The organism is Acinetobacter gyllenbergii CIP 110306 = MTCC 11365, assembly GCF_000413855.1.
GTDB classification, from domain to species: domain Bacteria; phylum Pseudomonadota; class Gammaproteobacteria; order Pseudomonadales; family Moraxellaceae; genus Acinetobacter; species Acinetobacter gyllenbergii.
Genome location: NZ_ATGG01000013.1, coordinates 189,412 through 209,420, shown reverse-complemented (window position 1 = coordinate 209,420; position 20,009 = coordinate 189,412). Strand labels below are relative to the sequence as shown.

At 39.8% G+C, this 20,009-nt stretch carries 18 protein-coding genes; 6 read left to right on the top strand and 12 right to left on the bottom strand.

The features are described 5' to 3' along the window. Positions 1–23: 23 nt before the first annotated feature. The gene (locus F957_RS11075; RefSeq protein ID WP_016539973.1) at positions 24–1,655 is read right to left on the bottom strand and encodes a CTP synthase; all 1,632 of its coding nucleotides are present in this window, start codon (positions 1,653–1,655) and stop codon (positions 24–26) included. A gap of 369 nt (positions 1,656–2,024) precedes the next feature. Between F957_RS11075 and F957_RS11080 the strand changes: the two genes are divergently transcribed. Further along, positions 2,025–2,477: a hypothetical protein gene (locus F957_RS11080; RefSeq protein WP_016539972.1), complete on the top strand. Its 453-nt coding sequence runs from the start codon at positions 2,025–2,027 to the stop codon at positions 2,475–2,477. A gap of 59 nt (positions 2,478–2,536) precedes the next feature. On the opposite strand, the gene F957_RS11085 is transcribed toward F957_RS11080, so the two are convergent. The 4 genes from F957_RS11085 to F957_RS11100 form a co-directional block, all read right to left on the bottom strand. Continuing rightward, the gene (locus F957_RS11085; RefSeq protein WP_016539971.1) at positions 2,537–3,622 is read right to left on the bottom strand and encodes a YheT family hydrolase; all 1,086 of its coding nucleotides are present in this window, start codon (positions 3,620–3,622) and stop codon (positions 2,537–2,539) included. Between the two features lie 19 nt (positions 3,623–3,641). After that, positions 3,642–4,361: an SGNH/GDSL hydrolase family protein gene (locus F957_RS11090; protein WP_016539970.1), complete on the bottom strand. Its 720-nt coding sequence runs from the start codon at positions 4,359–4,361 to the stop codon at positions 3,642–3,644. Positions 4,362–4,400: 39 nt separating this feature from the next. Further along, entirely contained in the window at positions 4,401–4,808 is a 408-nt protein-coding gene (locus tag F957_RS11095; RefSeq protein WP_016539969.1) for a nuclear transport factor 2 family protein, read from the bottom strand. Between the two features lie 71 nt (positions 4,809–4,879). Then, positions 4,880–6,904 carry an NADPH-dependent 2,4-dienoyl-CoA reductase gene (locus F957_RS11100; protein ID WP_016539968.1) on the bottom strand — a complete coding sequence of 675 codons (2,025 nt, stop codon included), beginning with the start codon at positions 6,902–6,904 and terminating at the stop codon, positions 4,880–4,882. A gap of 124 nt (positions 6,905–7,028) precedes the next feature. Here F957_RS11100 and F957_RS11105 point away from each other — a divergent pair, with 124 nt between their 5' ends. Continuing rightward, positions 7,029–7,589 (top strand): PadR family transcriptional regulator, encoded by a 561-nt coding sequence (locus F957_RS11105; protein ID WP_016539967.1) that lies wholly within the window; start codon positions 7,029–7,031, stop codon positions 7,587–7,589. Next, positions 7,589–8,509, top strand: a complete 921-nt coding sequence (locus F957_RS11110; RefSeq protein WP_016539966.1) for an alpha/beta fold hydrolase — start codon at positions 7,589–7,591, stop codon at positions 8,507–8,509. The genes F957_RS11105 and F957_RS11110 overlap by 1 nt, the downstream gene beginning before the upstream one ends. Positions 8,510–8,561: 52 nt before the next feature. Here F957_RS11110 and F957_RS11115 read toward each other — a convergent pair whose 3' ends face one another. Next, positions 8,562–9,605, bottom strand: coding sequence for a 3-deoxy-7-phosphoheptulonate synthase (locus F957_RS11115; RefSeq protein ID WP_016539965.1), 1,044 nt, complete (start codon positions 9,603–9,605; stop codon positions 8,562–8,564). Between the two features lie 617 nt (positions 9,606–10,222). Here F957_RS11115 and F957_RS11120 point away from each other — a divergent pair. Continuing rightward, a complete protein-coding gene (locus F957_RS11120; RefSeq protein WP_016539964.1) occupies positions 10,223–11,797 on the top strand; it encodes an ATP-binding cassette domain-containing protein in 1,575 nt (524 codons plus the stop codon). 50 nt (positions 11,798–11,847) lie between these two features. On the opposite strand, the gene F957_RS11125 is transcribed toward F957_RS11120, so the two are convergent. The 6 genes from F957_RS11125 to argC form a co-directional block, all read right to left on the bottom strand. Then, positions 11,848–12,210, bottom strand: a complete 363-nt coding sequence (locus tag F957_RS11125) for a YnfA family protein (RefSeq protein ID WP_005204046.1) — start codon at positions 12,208–12,210, stop codon at positions 11,848–11,850. Next, a complete protein-coding gene (clpA, locus tag F957_RS11130; protein ID WP_004806787.1) occupies positions 12,210–14,495 on the bottom strand; it encodes an ATP-dependent Clp protease ATP-binding subunit ClpA in 2,286 nt (761 codons plus the stop codon). Before clpA ends, F957_RS11125 begins: the two co-directional genes overlap by 1 nt. Next, the gene (locus F957_RS11135) at positions 14,452–14,751 is read right to left on the bottom strand and encodes an ATP-dependent Clp protease adaptor ClpS (RefSeq protein ID WP_016660320.1); all 300 of its coding nucleotides are present in this window, start codon (positions 14,749–14,751) and stop codon (positions 14,452–14,454) included. The genes clpA and F957_RS11135 overlap by 44 nt, the downstream gene beginning before the upstream one ends. Positions 14,752–15,089: 338 nt before the next feature. Next, positions 15,090–15,503 (bottom strand): ATP-dependent Clp protease adapter ClpS, encoded by a 414-nt coding sequence (gene clpS, locus F957_RS11140; protein WP_171068280.1) that lies wholly within the window; start codon positions 15,501–15,503, stop codon positions 15,090–15,092. A 22-nt stretch (positions 15,504–15,525) separates the two neighbouring features. After that, entirely contained in the window at positions 15,526–16,275 is a 750-nt protein-coding gene (locus F957_RS11145; RefSeq protein ID WP_016539961.1) for a DUF6776 family protein, read from the bottom strand. Between the two features lie 81 nt (positions 16,276–16,356). Beyond that, positions 16,357–17,406, bottom strand: a complete 1,050-nt coding sequence (gene argC, locus F957_RS11150) for an N-acetyl-gamma-glutamyl-phosphate reductase (RefSeq protein WP_016539960.1) — start codon at positions 17,404–17,406, stop codon at positions 16,357–16,359. Between the two features lie 275 nt (positions 17,407–17,681). Here argC and F957_RS11155 point away from each other — a divergent pair, with 275 nt between their 5' ends. Next, complete coding sequence (locus F957_RS11155; RefSeq protein WP_016539959.1) at positions 17,682–19,199, top strand: hypothetical protein; 1,518 nt, start codon at positions 17,682–17,684, stop codon at positions 19,197–19,199. Positions 19,200–19,391: 192 nt separating this feature from the next. Continuing rightward, positions 19,392–20,003, top strand: a complete 612-nt coding sequence (locus F957_RS11160) for a CDP-alcohol phosphatidyltransferase family protein (RefSeq protein WP_016660319.1) — start codon at positions 19,392–19,394, stop codon at positions 20,001–20,003. The last annotated feature ends 6 nt before the right edge of the window (positions 20,004–20,009 follow it).

Sequence of the window (20,009 nt, the reverse complement as noted above, 5' to 3'; positions counted from 1 at the left end):
CCAGTTTATTTAAAACTCAGTACTTACTTTTGGTGCTGATTTTTAGCAGCCCCGATAAAACTAGCAAATAATGGGTGTCCATCACGTGGTGAACTTGTAAATTCCGGGTGGAATTGTACAGCAATAAACCAAGGATGTTCAGGAATTTCTACAGTTTCAACTAAATGTTGTACTGATGAATAACCTGAAATTTTCATTCCTGCTTGTTCAAGTGCTGGAATAAAACGATCATTCATTTCATAACGATGGCGGTGACGCTCAGTAATTTCAGCTTTGCCATACACTTCACGGGTCTTCGTTCCTTCAACCAATTCAGATTTTTGTGCACCCAAACGCATGGTACCGCCTAAGTCAGACTCAAGGCTACGTTGCTGTAATTCACCACGCTCATCTAACCATTCAGTGATTAAACCAATGAGTGGGTATTTGGTTGAGCGGTTAAATTCTGTTGAGCTTGCTTCAGGCATTGCTGCTACATTACGTGCATACTCAATTACAGCCAATTGCATACCTAAACAAATGCCAAGGAATGGAATTTTGTTTTCACGTGCATATTGAATGGCTTTCATTTTGCCTTCAGTACCGCGCTCACCAAAACCACCTGGAACTAAAATCGCGTCAGCAGTACTTAAAATGCTAATATCTTGCTGTTCAAGCTCTTCAGCATTGACATAATCAATCTGAACTTTGACACGGTTTTGAATGCCAGCATGTAAAAGCGCTTCATTGACAGATTTATAAGCATCTGGCAATTCTACATATTTACCTACCATCGCCACACGTACTGTGTATTCTGGGTTGAGTAATGCTTCTACCACATTGTCCCAATCTTCAAGATTTGCTTCTGGAAGATCGTTGTAACCAAAACGTTCACAAATTAAGTCATCAACATTTTGTTCGTAGAACGTACGTGGAATTTGATAAATCGTTTTTGCATCTTTACAGACCACAACGGCACGCGCTTCCACATTGGTGAACAATGCAATTTTACGTTTGGTATCAACATCGACATCATATTCAGTACGACAGATTAAAATATCTGGCTGAATACCGATAGAAAGAAGCTCTTTCACTGAGTGTTGCGTTGGCTTGGTTTTGAGTTCAGCCGCTGATTTGATGTATGGCAATAAGGTCAAATGCATAAGCATGGTACGTTTATGACCAAGCTCAACCATCAATTGACGTACTGATTCCATGAACGGAAGTGATTCGATATCACCAACCGTACCACCAATCTCAACGATTGCAACATCGTAGCCTTCACCAGCACGAAGTACACGTTCTTTAATGTTGTCTGTAATATGTGGAATAACTTGAACCGTACCACCTAAGTAGTCACCACGACGTTCTTTATTCAAAACGTCTTGATATACACGACCACTGGTAAAGTTATTCAGTTTGGTCATTTTCGCACGACGTAAGAAACGTTCGTAATATCCCAAATCTAAGTCAGTTTCAGCACCATCCTCTGTGACGAAAACTTCACCGTGCTGAAATGGGCTCATGGTACCTGGATCGACATTAATGTATGGATCCATTTTTACCATAGTGACTTTTAAGCCACGAGCTTCCAAAAGTGCAGCAACAGAAGCAGCAGAAATACCTTTACCTAGTGATGAAACCACACCACCAGTGACAAAAATAAAATGGGTCATTGAGTTTCTCGTACAATCGAGCCGAAATCGGCCTACAATGTTGGGCAATTTTACTGTACTCTGCCCCTATAAAGCAAAGTCAAACCGCATCAATTCAAAGAACTATAAACAACTGGTTATTCTATCAGCATTTTCGATAAAAATTTAAGGGTTTTGTGGATTTTTCATCCATAAATGAGCGTTCATCAATCAAATTCATCAACAAATGAATTAAAAATCAGGTTTGCATCACAGATGAATCAGCTTCAAACCCTAAACCTCTTTGCAAGCATTTATAAAATATCAACAAACTCAACAATGCGTAGTGATTTCTTCACATAGATTTACTGTTATAATTGCTGCTGTCTTTTTTAATATGTTGTTTTAGCAATGGCGAATAAAAAACTTTTAATTTGTGCAGCACTTGCGACTGGTCTTTTATTAACTGCTTGTGTGAAAAAAGAAGAACCTAAAAGCGAAGAGCAGACTGCAACTGAGACCCAAACTCAGCCTGAACCTGAAAAAATCCAAGAGTTCGAGTCTTTAGAAAGTGTCGATAAGCATGAAGCTCCAGCGCCAGTTGTAGAAACAACGCGTGAAGAAACACCAAATACAACGACTGAGATTCGTCGTGAGACTCGTCCAGCTCAAACAGAAACACCAACTGAAGCTCCACGAGCAGAAGAGCAAAAACCTGTAAATGCTGAACAGAAACCAGCAAAGACAGAACAGCCTAAAGCAGAACAACCTGTGAAAGCTGCAAAACCATCTGCACCAGCTCAAAGTGAAGATGACGCTGTTGCTGCTGCAATTGCTGCTGCAACCCCTGCTTTAAATAACTAAGCTTTCAGTTGCAGGAAAAAAGCCAGTTGCAAGCAACTGGCTTTTTTATCTCAATAAATTTAGTAATTCTTAAAAAAATCCGCCATCAAACGGGAGGCCCAAGACTTCACTCTTAAACTCTCATAAAAACCACAATGACTGCCTTTCTTCGTCGTTACTACAGCAATATTGTCCATTTGCTGAATGGCATCCTTATAAGGTTCTAAGTTTTTAATTGAACAAACCGGATCATCTTCTGCATTGAGAATCATCAATGGAATTTTCACATTTTCAAAAACATAGATTGGATTAATGGCCTGGCAATAACTTTGATAATCCTGAAATCCAGCCATTTCAAAATATTCTTTTTCAAACGCTTCCAAACTTGTTGTCGTCAGCACTTTTTCGACAGAGGCAATTTGATTCCATGTATTCTGATACGGATAAATGAAGTATTTAAATAACTTCTTGGTCATCATTTTACTATAAAAAGGATGTACATTTTTAAAACCGATTTCAGTGTTATAGCCAGGACACATTGCAAAAGCCGCTTTGAATGGTGTATCTAAACCTTGCTCGCCTAAATAGCGCACCAAAAGCCCCGTGCCCGCTGAGGAACCAACAGCATATAGATCTGATTGTGGAAACAGATTTTGGATATGCACAAGCTGTTCTTTTAGGTCGCTGGTTGAACCAAAGAGTGAAATACGAGGCACGGGCATTGGTAATCCAGCATGACCACGGCGCAAACATAGTGCAATTCGCCAACCATTATATTCATGCAAATCTTTGACCAGTTCACGCATACTTTCAGGAGTCCCTGTAATGGTATGCATAATCACAATGGTTGGTGTTTCTACTGGTAGGTCATATCCATACCACGCAACCGCAGTAATCCCTCCATCCTGCATAATCAAACGATCAACGCGATCATATTCAAGTTTGATAGTCTTCTTACGAATGACATCGAAATACAACAAGTGCATATGGGTATTACTGAGCCAAGGCGTAGGACGATATTTTTGCTTTAACTGGGGTAGTTTTTCCAAAACATCTTTAATTTTCCCTTTCGGGTCATAGTACATTTTGGGTTGCTCAGCACCAAGCACTGAATCAAGGAGTTCTGAGCCTAACACTTTGATTTTATCTAAAGCAGATATACCCATATTCAATAACCGCCTCTATCTAAGCATGAGTAAATGTTTGTCGCACCAAAGCCGCGACCTGTTGTCCCCACATGGCATAGATTTCTTTGCTTGGATGAAAACCATCGCTTGCCATCGGCAAATCCATTGCTTGAAAAGCTTCAATATCATATTGAATAAATCGAAATTGTGATTGTGGTGCCAACCATAATTGTAATGCCTGATTCATTTGCTCTGCGTATTTTCCAAACAACCAAGCCAAAGGATTAGGCAAAGCTGGAAAATGCTGCATTGGTGGCACACCCGATACAATAATGAGTTTAGGTTGAAACTGACGCTGTATATAAGTGAATAGCCTTTTTTGTTGTTTAAGCCAAGATTTGGCAGAAGTCAGTTTAGTCACATCATTGACACCAATTGAAGTGATAACAACATCATAACACTGCTGTTCTAATAGTTGTACAGCTTGAAAAACCTGTTGCGTGGTATCGCCTGTTTTAGCATGTAGTTTCCATTGCAACAGATATTCATCCTGCAACTCTGCGATAATCGCTCCTGACAAAGCTTGTTGCTGGGTTTCAACCCCAACACCTGCTGCAGCTGAATCGCCAAGAATGAGTAAAGAAAGTGGCTGACCTTGACCAACACGTCCATTACGCTCACCACGTGCCTCCGAAAGACGTGGTGTATTGTGACGAACTTTCATACCCTGTACGACTAATACAGGCAATAATGCAAAAGTTGAAAGCTTTAACCACATTTTCATTCTCTTAATATTACTTAGGCTATTTTTCAGACATCAATTCGGTTGATACTTGGCAAATCGTGCACCCATTTTTTCTGCCAATGCCGCCAAACCGCTCATTGGTCGGATCATCACTTCAAAATCAATGATTTTGCCTTGCTCATTAAAGCGGATCATATCAATCCCTTTGAGTGATTTTCCGCTGACATTGGCACTGAATTCCAACACCACATTTGCACCATCTTCGGTATAAAATTCACGATGATAAGTAAAGTTTTCAAATACCTGAATCACATTGGTCAAAATAAAGAAAACCACATGTTTGCCTTCATAAGGGTTATAAGCAACTGGTGAACGGAACACCACATCATCAGCCAATAAATCATTTAAGTTGGATAGGTCACCTGTTTTAATCATCTGATGCCAGTTTTCTAAAGCTTGTTTTGTCGTTTCCAATGTCATTGTTATTCTCCCTTGAGATTTAGTCGATACGTCAGGAGCATTTCCTCAATAGCAAATGCTCCCTGTAGTGTTTACAACGTTGCCGCTAACTCAGCACCTTGGCGAATTGCACGTTTTGCATCTAACTCACCCGCTTCTTTGGCACCACCAATCAAGTGAACACTTTTACCATCCGCTTTAAGTTGATCAAACATTGCGGTATACGATTCCTGACCTGCACAAATCACCACATTATCCACCTCAAGTACACGACTTTGACCATCAACGGTAATATGTAAACCTTGATCATCCACTTTGTCGTAGCTGGCGCCAGCAATCATTTTTACATCACGATGTTTTAAGCCTGTACGATGAATCCAGCCTGTGGTTTTACCCAGACCTGCACCAACAGATGCACTCTTACGTTGCAATAAGTAAATCTCACGTTCAGACTTTTCTAACTCAGCTGCTTTTAAACCACCCACATGTGCATAAGAGGTATCAATACCCCATTCTGCATAGAACTTTTCAGGATTTAAGCTGCCGCTATCACCTTCATGGGTTAAATATTCTGCCGTATCGAAGCCGATACCACCCGCACCAATAATGGCAACACGGTTGCCGACAGGTACACGCTCTTTCAACACTTGGATGTAGCTCAATACTTTTGGATGATTAATCCCTTCAAATTGCAATTGACGCGGTGTTACCCCTGTTGCAACCACGATATCATCAAAGTCTGCTTGGCTCAGTTCTTCATAAGTCGCTGTATGGTTCAGCACCAACTCAATATTCGGCTGTAATTCAATTTGACGTTTGAAGTAGCGTAAAGTTTCGTAGAATTCTTCTTTACCTGGAATGGTCTTGGCAATATTGAATTGACCACCAATTTGATTGCTTGCATCAAAGACTTTAACTTTATGCCCACGACTTGCTGCATATACTGCAAAGCTCAAACCAGCTGGGCCTGCACCAATCACTGCAATATTTTTAACCGCATTGGCTTCTTTAAAGATCAGCTCAGTTTCGTAACAAGCACGTGGATTGACTAAGCATGTTGCAATTTTCATTGAGAAAATATGGTCTAAACAAGCTTGGTTACAACCAATACAAGTATTAATTTCATCGCTCCGACCTTCACTGGCTTTTAATACAAACTCAGGATCGGCCAACATTGGGCGTGCCATAGACACCATATCGGCATGACCAGAGGCCAATACATGCTCTGCCATTTCAGGGGTATTAATACGGTTCGAGGTAATCAATGGGACTGAAACTTGACCTTTTAGTTTTTCAGTTACCCATGTAAATGCAGCGCGTGGTACTTTGGTTGCAATGGTTGGAATACGTGCTTCATGCCAGCCAATCCCTGTATTGATAATGGTCGCACCAGCTTTTTCAATTGCTTTCGCCAGTTGAATGACTTCTTCTAAGCTTGAACCCCCTTCAACCAAATCCAGCATCGACAAGCGATAAATAATAATAAAGTTTTCACCGACTAGATCACGGGTACGCTTAACGATTTCAATCGGGAAACGGATACGATTTTCATAGCTACCACCCCATTCATCATCACGGTGGTTGGTGCGTGCTGCAATAAACTCATTAATCAGATAACCTTCCGACCCCATGATTTCGACACCGTCATAACCCGCGTATTGTGCCAGCTTGGCGCAGTTGGCAAAGTCATCAATGGTTTGCTGTACTTCAGCTGAACTTAATGCTTTAGGTTTAATTGGATTAATTGGTGCTTGAATCGCAGAAGGTGCAACAATCTCAGGCTGATAAGAATAACGCCCTGTATGTAAAATCTGCATCGCAATCTTACCACCCGCATCATGCACTGCTTGGGTGATCACTTTATGTTTTTCTGCTTCTGCGATGCTATCCAGCTTAGATGCATGAGCGAAAGTCAGACCCGCATCGTTTGGAGAAATGCCGCCTGTTACGATTAATCCCACATCACCTTTAGCACGCTCTGCATAGAATGCGGCCATACGCTCATAGCCTTGAGGTGCTTCTTCTAAGCCAACATGCATAGACCCCATCAAGACACGGTTTTTTAAGGTGGTAAAGCCTAAATCAAGTGGCTTTAATAAATGTGGATAAGCTGACATGGTTTCTCCTTTGGCTCGCACTGTGCTAGCTAATGCAACTTGTTGCATAAAGTTATAAACAAGATTTGATTTTTATGCAACATATTGCATAATTCTGATGAGTCATTTTTTATTATGGAACATCATGTCACTCGCCCATGTTTTACTGACCAGCTTATTGGAAAAACCAAGTACAGGTTTTGACTTGGCTCGTCGCTTTGACCGTTCAATGGGCTTCTTTTGGAATGCGACTCATCAGCAAATTTATCGTGAACTCAACGGGATGCTGAAAAAAGGATGGATTTCGACATTAGAAGAACAAGCTGCCAACAGCCGTAAAAAAACTTATCAAGTTGAACAACTTGGAAGAATACAACTGGCGTCATGGATTGAACAACAAAGTGAACCCGCGCAATTGCGCGATGACCTCATGGTCAGGCTAAGAGCAGAAGCTCAACTCGGTGGCAATAATATTTTGCCTGAATTAGAACGCCATTTGTCGTTACATAAGGAAAAATTAAGCCTTTATCAAGCCATTCATGATAAAGATTTTAAAGATAACCAACCAACCAATCGCGTTTTGTTTATCCATAAGATGATTCTGGAACTTGGTATCATTAAGGAAAATGAATGGATAAAATGGTTGGAACAAATGATTCCTCAACTGAAAAAGTTTGAAGAAGCCAACAATCGTGGAGAAAAATAATGCCGTTTTATAGTATGCCCGATCAAGAAAAATTATTTGTGCGACGCGTTGGTGAAGGCGAACCTGTACTCGTCTTATCCGGACTGGGCATGCAAAGCTGGCAATGGCTCCCTTTCTTATTTGCCAACCGCAAACAATATGAATTTATCATTCCCGACTGGCGTGGTTTTGGTGGTTCAAAAAATTGCGCGATTCCAAAGCTCGATGCAATCTCAAGTCATTGGAATGATGTAGACTCACTGATCCAACAATTAAAACTCGATCAATTCATCTTGATGGGTTATTCCATGGGTGCAACCACAGCCATGCATGGCATGAAGCATGGTGGTTTAGCTGAAAAACTTAAGGCCTATCTGCATATTGATCAAACTCCTAAAATTGCGGTTGATGATTCTTGGCAATACGGGTTATTTGGTCCAAAGCACCCTCAATTTAAAAAACTGTTAATTGATATCCAAACCTTATTGCTCGATTATAAAAACGCACAAACATTAGAGGATCTACCCAATGATGTTCGCTATAACCTTGTGAGCTTATGGGGTGATTTTATTGAACTGCAAGGCAGCAATAACTACACGCCTAAAATCGTTAAACTCGCGTTGCATCGCCCATTCTTACAAAAATACTTACTGCCAATTCAGCGTTTAGACTATCTACTTTGGTATGTCGAAAATTACCTCAATCATGATGAAGACTATCGTGAAGCCATCAGTCAGCTGAATTGCCCAACCACTTTCTTTATTGGTCGTGAATCTTCACTTTACCCAGAAACAGGACAAACCCTGATTGCAAATAGCTTGAGCAATGCAAAAGCAATTTATTTTGAACGTTCTGGACATACACCACTGATTACTGAACCAAGAAAATTCAGCCAAGAGATTGGGTATTTTCTGAGCGCGCTCTCAACGCAAGCCGCTTAGTTCTAGCATCATAAAAAAGCCAATCGGTTAAGATTGGCTTTTTATGTCTAGTTTATTTTTTGTGTCGCATGTTTTCAGCAACATCCAACAACACTTGTGCAGTTTTATCCCAACCTAGGCAACCATCTGTGACTGATTGACCATAGGTCATATCACAAGAAATTTTTTGATTGCCATCAACTAAATGACTTTCAATCATTACACCACGTACTTTTGATTCAGTACGCTCTGCGATAATTTGCTGTAAAACCTGAGGCTGTAATAATGGATCTTTACCACTATTACCATGACTACAATCAATTACCAGTGCAGGTAATTGTTTATGTTTGAAATGCATCGCTTGAATCGAAGCCAAATCATAGTTAGTCCCATGATTTGAACCACGTAAAATTAAATGTGGTAATGGATTACCTTCACTATGCAAAATTGCAGGTAGACCTTGTTGAGTCATCCCCAAGAATTGATGGCCATGCTGTGCTGATTGAATCGCATCCAACGCAATTTGAATCGAACCATCGGTACCGTTTTTGAAGCCAATACTGTATGGCATGTGGCTGGCAATTTCACGATGAATTTGTGACTCACTGGTTCGCGCACCAATTGCGCCCCAAGCTAATAAGTCATCGAAATAACCAGTTGCCATTGGACTTAAAATTTCGCTTGCGATTGGCAAACCTTTTTCAATCAATTGTATATAAAGCTGACGAGATTTTTCTAAACCGAGTTGTAAGTCTGATGATCCATCTAAATTTGGATCATATAAGAAACCTTTCCAGCCTACCGTGGTACGCGGTTTTTCAATATATGCACGCATAACAAGGAAAATCTGATCTTTGACCTGTTCTTGTAATTGTTGTAGGCGATCAGCATATTCGAGTACTGCGATAGGATCATGAATCGAGCAAGGACCTGTAATCACCATTAAGCGATGATCATGTCCAGATAAAATATTCTGAATCGTTTGACGATGTTTTGAAATTTGCTGCGCTAAAGTTGCAGACAAGGGATACTGCGCTTTGAGTTGTGATGGCAAGCTAAGCATTGATTCTTTTGTATGTGATTGTGGTTGTGTCAAAGCAGTATTTAAAGCATTCATTTTCAATTCCTTTGGACTGGCCTTCTTCGCAGTCCTATCATTTATTTGAGCAAGTGTGATCTAAGCGATGTTGATTTTTTTGCAAAGTAAAACCAAGAAATCTTGCTAAAATATGAATAATTAAATGTATGCATGGTATTTCTCCTAAAATCATGATTGTTAAAGCATAAAAAAACCTGATCGGTGTTGCCGATCAGGTATTAACTGGTTGGGCAACCCTTTTGCTGCCCGAAACGCATCAGGCAACGATCAATATTGCCAAAAGTAAAAGTATGCGTTGATGTTTACAGTATGCTTTAACATATTTATTTCAAATATCTAAAAAACGGTGTCTAACTATTAAATTACGCACTATTTCAGCATTTGACAAGCACTTTTTATATTTTTTTAATCCTATCTTCAAAACCTTAAAGTTTGACCTTTCGCCAGTTCCCCCATAGAATAGTGTAAAAATAAACCAATTTGAGATTACGCCAATGAAGTAAGTTCTATTTCCATCATCAAAGTTCATTTTTCTTTTTGATGTGCAAAATAGACTTAGCTATCGTTTAGCGCTTCTTTATTCTAAAACTTATCTCGATCTCTCTATTTTGCATATCCTGTTTATGAGGTTTCATATGACTCAACAGGCATGTATTATTTCCAACCTATCCCTTGAATTCGCACAGCTCATATGCTTTGACTCACTTTGCTTTCAACTTCCATTACATCAATTCACAGGATTGATTGGATGCAATGGTCAAGGGAAATCGCTATTGATGTCTCTTCTGCATGAGCAGACAAAATTCAAGCTACCCTATTCAGGCCAAATCTCATGGCAGTGTCCGCATCAATATCTAGCTCAACTTCAGCGTGTACAAGCAGATACAATCGCTCAAGCTTTGCATATTGATAATTTAAACGGATGCTTTGAACGTATCCGACAAGGCACTGCATCTTTTGCCGATTATGATCAAGTTGAACATCTATGGCATTTACCTATGGAATGGCAGCAGCTTTTGCAAAGTGCGGGTTTACCCATAGATCTTAATACGCCTACTCAGCATTTGAGTGAAGGTCAAAAAACCAAACTCGCACTATGCCGCTTATTTCTGCTCAAAGATCATTATCTATTACTGGATGAACCCAGTAATCACTTAGATACACAGGGTCGTGAATGGTTGATCCAGCAAATGTCTCAACACCCTACAGGCGGGTTGATAATCAGCCATGATCGACAACTGCTGTCACATGTACAGGGTATTTTTTCTTCAAATCAGCTAGGGCTACATTATTACGGTGGCAATTATGCGCTATATCAGCAGCAACATCAGTTACACGTCGACGCATTATCACACGCAGTACAGCAAGAAAAGCGTGAGTTAAAACAACTGAAAGAACAGCAACATCACAGCCAGATGAAAGCGCAGAAACGTCAAAAAGCAGGTGAAAAGCTAAGAGCTTCTGGTTCGCAGGCCCCTATCTTATTGGACGCTAAAAAGGAACAGTCAGAGCAGTCTCAGGCCCATCTGCGTAAACAACAAATCAAACAGCTTGCAGATGCAAAAGATGAACTGCAACAGAAGCAAACTCAACTGGAACATCTTAAAACCCAGTCTTTCGAATTTGCACTTACGGCCAGAAAGTCAGGAGAAATCTTACGTTGTCACCAATTACAACTCGCTTATGCGAAGACACAACCGATTGATCTTGCAATTACGGCTGGAGAAAAATTGCATTTACGTGGCGCAAATGGAACTGGCAAATCAACCTTATTGAAAACTCTTCAAGGTTTAATTCCACCACTTACAGGTGAAGTTTATTGCAAAGTAACTTCTACTTATCTTGACCAGAGATTTTCGCTACTTGATGACACTATTTCAGCCCTAGAATATTTACAACATATTGATCCTGGACTAACTGAACAACAAGGGCGAACCTTATTAGGAAACCTTCAAATTAGAAGAGATAAAGCACTTATGCCCATCTCCATCCTAAGTGGAGGTGAACGCTTAAAAGTGGCTTTGCTTGCCTTAAAGCAACAAGTAGTTGAACTGTTATTTTTAGATGAACCCGAAAATCATCTCGATATCGAATCTCGTGAATTACTGGCTCAAGCAATTAATTCTTTTAACGGTGCGGTGATACTGGTGTCGCATGACGAAACTTTTGCTGAAGCATGCGGGATCAAAACAAGTTATTTACTAAGTTAATCTTTAAATGATGTATTCAGCATGATCACAATGCGTATCATGCTGAATCCTTAACGCACTAAACCTTGCGGCTGCAAAATGATTAAGCCCGCTCCGCATAAAACCACAAGACCACCTAGAATATCCCAACGTGTCAGCATCACTTGATCAACATAACGCAGCCACAATAAGGCAGTAAAAATATAGATCCCACCATAAGCCGCATAAATACGACCTGATGCTGCAGGGTGCAAAGTCAGCAACCAAACAAAAACCGCTAAGCTTAAAGCAGTCGGAATCCACAACCAATGTGATTTTCCTTGATTCAAAATGAGATAAGGAAAATAACAACCAAGAATTTCAGCAATTGCTGTGACGAAAAATAACCCAAATACTTTAAGTACTTGGGTTATTGAAAAAGACAATTCAAACATTAAGCAGGTTCAGCACTCGGGTTAATATGATCTTCAAAGACTTCCAACTTCAAGCCAACGTCTTTGCCATTCTCTGTTTTCACAGAAACTGCAACATTACCACCATGCTCAGCAAGCTCACCAAACAGAATCATCTCAGCTAATGGCTTTTTCAAATGCTCTTGGATCAGGCGTTGCATAGGACGAGCACCCATGAGACGGTCATAACCATTGGCTGACAACCAGTCACGAGCACTTTGATCAACATCAAGTACCACTTGTTTCTCATCGAGTTGTGCTTGCAACTCGGTTAAGAATTTGTCTACCACTGAATCGATGATTGTCGTCGGAAGTGCTTTAAATTGAATCACACCATCCAAACGGTTACGGAATTCAGGAGAGAATGCACGTTTCATTGCATCTTGGTTATCTGCGCTGTGATCTTGTTCAGTGAAACCAATACTTGCACGGACAATACTTTCTGCACCAATATTGGTGGTGAGCACAATAATCACATTTCTGAAATCAGATTTACGACCATTATTGTCAGTCAAAGCACCATGATCCATGACTTGTAATAACAAGTTGAATACATCTGGATGCGCTTTTTCAATCTCATCCAGCAACAATACACAATGCGGATTTTTATGAATCGCATCGGTTAGCAAACCGCCTTGATCATAACCAACATAACCTGGAGGCGCACCAATCAGGCGAGAAACCGCATGACGCTCCATATATTCAGACATATCGAAACGAACCAGCTCTACGCCTAGCAATTTAGCCAGTTGCTTAGTGACTTCGGTTTTACCCACACCTGTTGGACCAGCGAAAACAAAACTACCCACTGGTTTATCTGGTGCTTTTAAGCCTGCACGAGATAATTTGATCGCGGATGCAAGTGCTGTAATCGCTTCATCTTGACCAAATACCACACGTTTCAAATCACGTTCCAGATTCTCAAGTACAGACTTGTCATCTTTAGAGACAGTTTTCGGCGGAATACGGGCAATCTTAGAAACGATATCTTCAATATTCTCAACTGAGATGGTTGTGCCATCGACTTCAGCTTTTAGACGACGCTGTGCACCTGCCTCATCAATCACGTCAATTGCTTTATCTGGCAAGAAACGATCATTGATAAATTTAGCTGACAATTCAACTGCAGCAACTAATGCTTTGTCATCGTATTCAACATGATGGAAATCTTCGAACTTGTTTTTCAAGCCACGTAAAATTTCAATCGTTTCATTGATACTTGGCTCGTTCACGTCAATTTTCTGGAAGCGACGCGATAAAGCATGGTCTTTCTCGAATACCTGGCGATACTCTTGGAAAGTTGTTGAACCAATGCAACGTAGACTGCCATTGGCCAAAGCAGGTTTAATCAAATTCGATGCATCCATGGTACTGCCCATGCTTGAGCCTGCACCAATAATCATATGAATTTCATCAATGAATAAGATCGCATTTGGATTCTTTTTCAAAGCATTTAACAATTGTTTTAAACGCTTCTCAAAGTCACCACGATATTTAGTCCCTGCAACCAAAGCACCAATGTCTAAGCTATAGACTTCAGCATTGGCAAGTGGTTTAGGTGCTTTACCATTGACGATTAACCATGCCAAACCTTCAGCAATCGACGTTTTACCCACACCTGGGTCACCCACTAAAAGTGGATTGTTTTTACGACGACGACATAAAATCTGAGCCGCACGCTCAATTTCTTTTTCACGGCCAATTAAAGGATCTGTTTTACCCTTTTGTGCTTCGATATTTAAGTTCAGTGTATATTGCTCAAGTGGTCCAGCATTTGCTGAAGCAGCACTTTCACCTTCAATATCTTCAACCTCTTCCTCAACTTGAATCTCATCTTTACGTGTGCCATGAGACAGGTATTGAGTCAAAGTTAAACGATTAATTTGATGACGTTTAAGCAAATAAACCGCGAATGAATCTCGCTCTGAATACATCGCGACTAGAACATCTGCACCCTCAACCGTGCGGTCACCACCGCTCGATTGAACATGGAAAATTGCACGTTGCAAAATTCGATCAAAGCTCTCAGTTGGATGAGGGGCCTGTTCACTATTATCACCAAGTTTTGGGGTATGTTGCTCTACATATTCCTCTAATTCTTTACGCAAAGTAACGATGTCTGCACCACATGCTTTTAATGCATTTACGGCAGAATCATTATCAAGTAAGGCAAGCAACAAATGTTCAACTGTCAGAAACTCATGTCTCTTTTGACGAGCCATGCTAACAGCCAAACGTAACGATACTTCTAATTGACGACTGAGCATGTAACCCCCTTATATCTTGGGCTCTATCAAAAAAAGAAAATCTTTTAATGAAAAAGCGAATTATTGACTTGATCTGCTGAGCTTCTGTAATCGTGATTGGATATACGTCTACAAGTCTCTTTGCTTCATAATCTACTGTTAGCATTAGTTGACTATCTTGGTCAAGATTCAAAACAAAGTATTGTTGTAAAAATTCAATTACAAAGGGAATTAGACTGATCCAATCGTTCAAAAAGCCAGCGAACTTGTTATTCATTTATGAAACAATATTAAATCTATGAAAAATTGTAATACTGCATGATCTTGCTTAAAGCCTAACAAATCATCCATAAGTTTAATATATTGATACTCAGTATATTGTTTCATGTTTTTAGCACAAAACAAGATATACATTGATATATACATCGAATCGAAAGGCCAGACTTTATACTTTTATGAACAACGTATGTACTATTTCACCCATAGCATATGAGCCACCTCATGGCGCAAGGTCTTGCGCATGAGAAATAACATTCCGCAAGTGCGTTGCTTTTCTTAACGCTTTTACTCGCAACATAGTTGCTCGCCTTGCGCAGCTAAAAAGCGTTGCTTTTCTTAACGCTGCTCAGGTTCGATCTGGCACAACAAAGGATGGCCTTGCGAACGGGCATAATTATTCACTTGATTTGCTTTCGTTTCAGCAATATCACGTGGGTAAATACCAGCAGTACCTTTACCTTCATAATGAACTGTTAACATGACCTGACTGGCCTGATCAAAATCCATAGAAAAGAAACTTTGTAGGACTTCAATCACAAAGTCCATTGGTGTGTAATCATCATTCATAAGCACGACCGCATATAAAGGCGGCCGTTTTAACTCTGGTGGGGCAGTTTGTACAACCACCTCACCTTCATGATCCTCTTGCGAATCACTTAAACGTGGATTTAAGTGCCAATCGACATAACCTGATTGATGAAAAGAGTTTTTCACTTCACTTAAATTCATCTGACGTTTGTATCTTCGCATATTGGGTTCTTAATCTAAAAAATTATTGGGCGTTTGCTTCGGCTTGAGGAATTTCTGACACAAAAGCAGAGCCTACATCTACGGGCTTACCACGTTGCCAGCTAAAACGTTTGATTACAGGCGTACCAGATCCTGTTAAACGAACTTCAATGAATTGAGGTGTAAACCCTTTAGGCATTGTCCAACGCCCGGTTAGACGCTCAAAATCATCAAAATTGAAGTTTTTATCTTCTAAAGGCACAACTAAAATTTCAGTATCTTTGATTAAGCGCAATTCAACCGAACCAGAAGCTCGGCGCTTATTTGGACTGACTTGAACAAGATCAATCTGATATTCAAAGGCATTTTCAGGTAAAGATTTAATTGCCATATTTTGAATGGTTAAGCTTACACCACCACGTTGTCTCAAAATATCACGATAAATCGCATTCATCCCCTCAAATTGGGTCTTATCCGCATTGGCTTGATTCACTGCCTTGAATAAGTCATCTGCATTACCCACAGCCATATCACGCTCTTGAACCGCAGCATTCAAACTTTTGCTGACTGAATCCAATGCCGTCTTTTGTTTCTGAACCACATCAACCAATTGTTCAGCATCTGCATCATAACCAACCACTGTTAAACCTTGACGGTGGCCGACAGTATAACCAAGCAAAAAACTGCTACCGATAAGAACAGTAGCACCAATAATCAAAGGTAAATTCGTTTTTAAGAATTTATTTTTTTCAACGGAACTGTCTGGTGAAGTAGTCGGTTCAGCGTTTTCCATCATCATCTCTATCGTTATGATCTGCATCAAAGCACACATTAAAATCGAAATTTAAATGTGTGTGAAGTAAAAAAGCGTTTTTTATGGTAATAAACCAATACCTTCCAAGCCTGCGGCCTCATCAAAACCAAACATTAAGTTCATATTTTGAATCGCCTGACCTGCAGCACCTTTGACTAGATTGTCTTGAGCAACCAAGATAATCAGTTTATTCGGTTGTGGGCGGTAGAGCGCAATTCTGAGCTCATTCGCACCACGAACACTACGTGTTTCTGGTGAACTATTTGCAGGCATGACATCAACAAAGCGCTCTTCTTTATAAAAATCTTCGTAAAGTGCTTGTAAGTCAAGCTGCTGACCTTGTTCAGTTAAGTCAACATAAATCGTACTCAGCATGCCACGAATCATTGGCACGAGATGCGGCACAAAAATAAGCTGATCGAACTGTCCTTTTTGCCCCGAAATATTTTCAAGTGCTTCAACAATCTCTGGATGATGACGATGCCCAGCGACGCCATAAGCCTTAAAATTATCAGCATTTTCACTGTATATCATACCGAGACTTGCTTTACGCCCCGCTCCAGACACCCCAGACTTCGCATCTACAATAATACTTTGTGTTTGAATCAGTTGGTCTGCATTTTTAAGTAATGGAGCTAAACCTAATTGCACAGTCGTTGGGTAACAACCTGGATTACCAATCACTTGTGCTTGCTTGATCCTCTCACGATTTAACTCAGTTAAACCATAAACAGAATCTTTTAAGATGGCTGGACAACTATGTTGCATCCCATACCATTTTTCAAACTGAACCAAGTCTTGCAAACGAAAATCAGCTGCAAGATCAATTACTTTTGTACCTGTAGCAATCAATTTTTCAGCATGTTGCATTGCAACACCATGTGGCGTTGCAAAAAACACCACATCACATTGTGCTAATTGATCTAAATCCAAATCAGAAAATTCGAGTGTTGTATGTCCACGTAGACTTGGGAACATATCTGCAACACGCTTTCCTGCTTCTGTACGAGAAGTGAGAATACGAACCTGAACTTGTGAATGTCTTAATAAAAGACGTAATAGCTCAACCCCAGTGTATCCAGTTCCACCAACAATACCAACAGAAATCACGTGTGACACCTCAAGCGTTCAATTAGATAAATAGTATGGCAGTTTGCCCCATTTTACACAATCTTCAAGTGCCTAACATTTAAGAAAATAACAGGACAATCCATCATCCTTATGCAGTGAAAAAACTATAATTGGATACAAATAAACGGATTATATTTGAATTGATTCTACCATTGGTCAAGAAATACTATTGAATCATTTCACTATTCGAATAGAATAAAAAAAATTGCGGTAATAATAAATTTCATGGATGCAAAATTTTTTGGAGAGCTGGAATGCCTTCTTTGATGTCAAAACAAAGATTACATCATCATATCTGCTTAGGGCTAAGTACACTTCTACTCAGCTCTGCATTAATTGGCTGTGGAAGCGGTGAAAGTAAAGCAGACATAGAGACCACCCCAACAGTGCAAGAACCGAAGCCAAAGAGTTTCAATATCAAAGCTGCTATTGAGATGCGAGATGTTGTACTAAAAGTATTCGACAATTTTGATAATACACTGGTTCTCGAACAAAACTTAAGTACCACATCAGAGATCAATATCACATTACCCCGGACGCTAGATAAAGAACGTTTATATCGCATAGAAATTTCGACCACCCCTAACTCATCAATTTATGACTTTCAGAACTATCAATATCAAAATGTTTCTATGACTTTGCATAGTTTGATTGAAGTCAATACCAGTAATCTTACGCAAACGATTTATATCAATCCTAACTCAGAAGCTATTTATCAACGCGCGTTAGTTCGTTCTGGGGTACTCCCGACAGATATCAATGTTAACCCAACACAAATTAGTGCATTACAATTAAATCTAGCAACCGCCGATGTAAATACAGCACTGACCAGTGCTTTTTATCAGTTGGATATCCCTAATCTAAATCCATCGTATCTTCTCAATGTTCTTTCACCAGTAAATGCAACTTTAAAGTCAAATTTATACATCAATAGTTATCTCAGTTTTGGTTTTATGCAGCAATGGGCCAACTTATACCCTAACAATAACTTCGCTGAATTCACCAAGAACTTAGCCGTTGACTTAAAAGATGGTTATCTTGATGCTAAAAAATTACGTGGGGATCAAAACACTCTTACCTCTTTGGTGATTCCAACACCAGATAATATTGACCCATCTAAAAATAACTTGGTATTTATTGCAGCAAATCAAAAGAACGCAAGAGACACGTTTGCAACCTCGTTAAAACAAGCTGTACTACAGTTAGCAGATACTTTTAACCAAGCTGCATTAAACCCTCAAGCCTATGCCCTGTTACAACAAAAGTCCTATGCTGGAAATGGCCCTACAGGTAACGCAGCAAATGCCTTCCGAGTCATTGGTGCTGGTGATTATCGCCGTGCCGTAGGTTTTTCTGACACGACTGCAACCTGTCACGGCTCTATTTACCCCTGCAAACAAGGCATCACAGGAATTAATATTGTCAACGCAAACTTACCCTCGATTGAATACTTAATTGGAAATTACAAAGACCCCAACAGTAACTGTCAACTCAATATTCGCGGGGATGGAAACTTAGAGCTCATCAAAGATGGAAGAACTTATAGCTCAAAACTAGATGCTGACAGTACTGATAACTTATTGCAGGTAAACAAAAATAATTTCGAATATTTACTTAACAGTAGTTCTGCCGAGCCAAACAATAGCACACTGCAATATACTTTTATCCAAGTGAAAGTAAAAGCAAATCAGGTATTAAGTGCAAGCGCTGGTTTAGATAGTCGCAAAGCACCAGATCAATTGCAAACAACCCAGTTACAGTGCAATTTCTAAGACTTAGGCCGTGCAAGCAATGGAACAGTGATGCCATTGCTTGCAAAATCACGCTATTGCAGTATGAAAAATAATCTGAGTATTTGTATTCAATACAACAGACTTTTTTGTTTCATGAAATATGTATTTGCCATCCTGATATTCAATGACCACTGCTATACTCCTATCAAATCTTTTTATTAATCCTGTTTAATGTCTTTAAAGTATCAAATTCCAACTTTACTTGTTTATTCCAGACTCCTCTTGGGTTTTCTCATCGTCATTGTGACCCTGCTACAGCCTCAATTCTTCCCTATTTATACTGTGCTATTTTTAACACTGGGACTTATCAGTGATATCTTTGATGGCATCATTGCAAGACACTTGGGCGTATCCGATGAAAAATTGCGTCGCTTAGACTCCAATATTGATCAAATTTTCTTTATTTGTGCAATTGCATCAATTTACTTACAACAACCTGATTTTTTTAAACAATACATTTGGCCGATTCTGATTCTGATTTTATTTGAAGTGGCGATTTATATGGTTAGCTTGATTAAGTTCCGTAAAGAAGTGGCCACACATAGTATTGGCGCAAAAATTTGGACCTTATTTCTCTTTGCCTTGTTGGTCCAAGTGACACTCACAGGCCACAGTCAAATTTTATTCTGGATTATGTTTTGGTTGGGTATTCTGACACGGGTCGAGATCATCGCTATTATTTTGGCACTCAAACAGTGGCAAAATGATGTACCCAGTCTGAAACAAGCATTACGTATCCGTAAAGGCTTAGCCGTCCAAAAAAATCGTCTCTTTAATGGCTAAGCAATA

Excerpts from the sequence above, each read along its gene's own strand:
- clpA (WP_004806787.1), bottom strand. The coding sequence starts at position 14,495 with ATGCTCAGTCGTCAATTAGAAGTATCGTTACGTTTGGCTGTTAGCATG.
- F957_RS11090 (WP_016539970.1), bottom strand. The coding sequence starts at position 4,361 with ATGTGGTTAAAGCTTTCAACTTTTGCATTATTGCCTGTATTAGTCGTA.
- F957_RS11145 (WP_016539961.1), bottom strand. The coding sequence starts at position 16,275 with ATGGAAAACGCTGAACCGACTACTTCACCAGACAGTTCCGTTGAAAAA.
- F957_RS11080 (WP_016539972.1), top strand. The coding sequence starts at position 2,025 with ATGGCGAATAAAAAACTTTTAATTTGTGCAGCACTTGCGACTGGTCTT.
- F957_RS11120 (WP_016539964.1), top strand. The coding sequence starts at position 10,223 with ATGACTCAACAGGCATGTATTATTTCCAACCTATCCCTTGAATTCGCA.
- F957_RS11115 (WP_016539965.1), bottom strand. The coding sequence starts at position 9,605 with ATGAATGCTTTAAATACTGCTTTGACACAACCACAATCACATACAAAA.
- F957_RS11105 (WP_016539967.1), top strand. The coding sequence starts at position 7,029 with ATGTCACTCGCCCATGTTTTACTGACCAGCTTATTGGAAAAACCAAGT.
- clpS (WP_171068280.1), bottom strand. The coding sequence starts at position 15,503 with ATGCGAAGATACAAACGTCAGATGAATTTAAGTGAAGTGAAAAACTCT.
- F957_RS11100 (WP_016539968.1), bottom strand. The coding sequence starts at position 6,904 with ATGTCAGCTTATCCACATTTATTAAAGCCACTTGATTTAGGCTTTACC.
- F957_RS11085 (WP_016539971.1), bottom strand. The coding sequence starts at position 3,622 with ATGGGTATATCTGCTTTAGATAAAATCAAAGTGTTAGGCTCAGAACTC.
- F957_RS11110 (WP_016539966.1), top strand. The coding sequence starts at position 7,589 with ATGCCGTTTTATAGTATGCCCGATCAAGAAAAATTATTTGTGCGACGC.
- F957_RS11135 (WP_016660320.1), bottom strand. The coding sequence starts at position 14,751 with ATGAATAACAAGTTCGCTGGCTTTTTGAACGATTGGATCAGTCTAATT.
- F957_RS11075 (WP_016539973.1), bottom strand. The coding sequence starts at position 1,655 with ATGACCCATTTTATTTTTGTCACTGGTGGTGTGGTTTCATCACTAGGT.
- F957_RS11160 (WP_016660319.1), top strand. The coding sequence starts at position 19,392 with ATGTCTTTAAAGTATCAAATTCCAACTTTACTTGTTTATTCCAGACTC.
- F957_RS11095 (WP_016539969.1), bottom strand. The coding sequence starts at position 4,808 with ATGACATTGGAAACGACAAAACAAGCTTTAGAAAACTGGCATCAGATG.
- F957_RS11155 (WP_016539959.1), top strand. The coding sequence starts at position 17,682 with ATGCCTTCTTTGATGTCAAAACAAAGATTACATCATCATATCTGCTTA.
- F957_RS11125 (WP_005204046.1), bottom strand. The coding sequence starts at position 12,210 with ATGTTTGAATTGTCTTTTTCAATAACCCAAGTACTTAAAGTATTTGGG.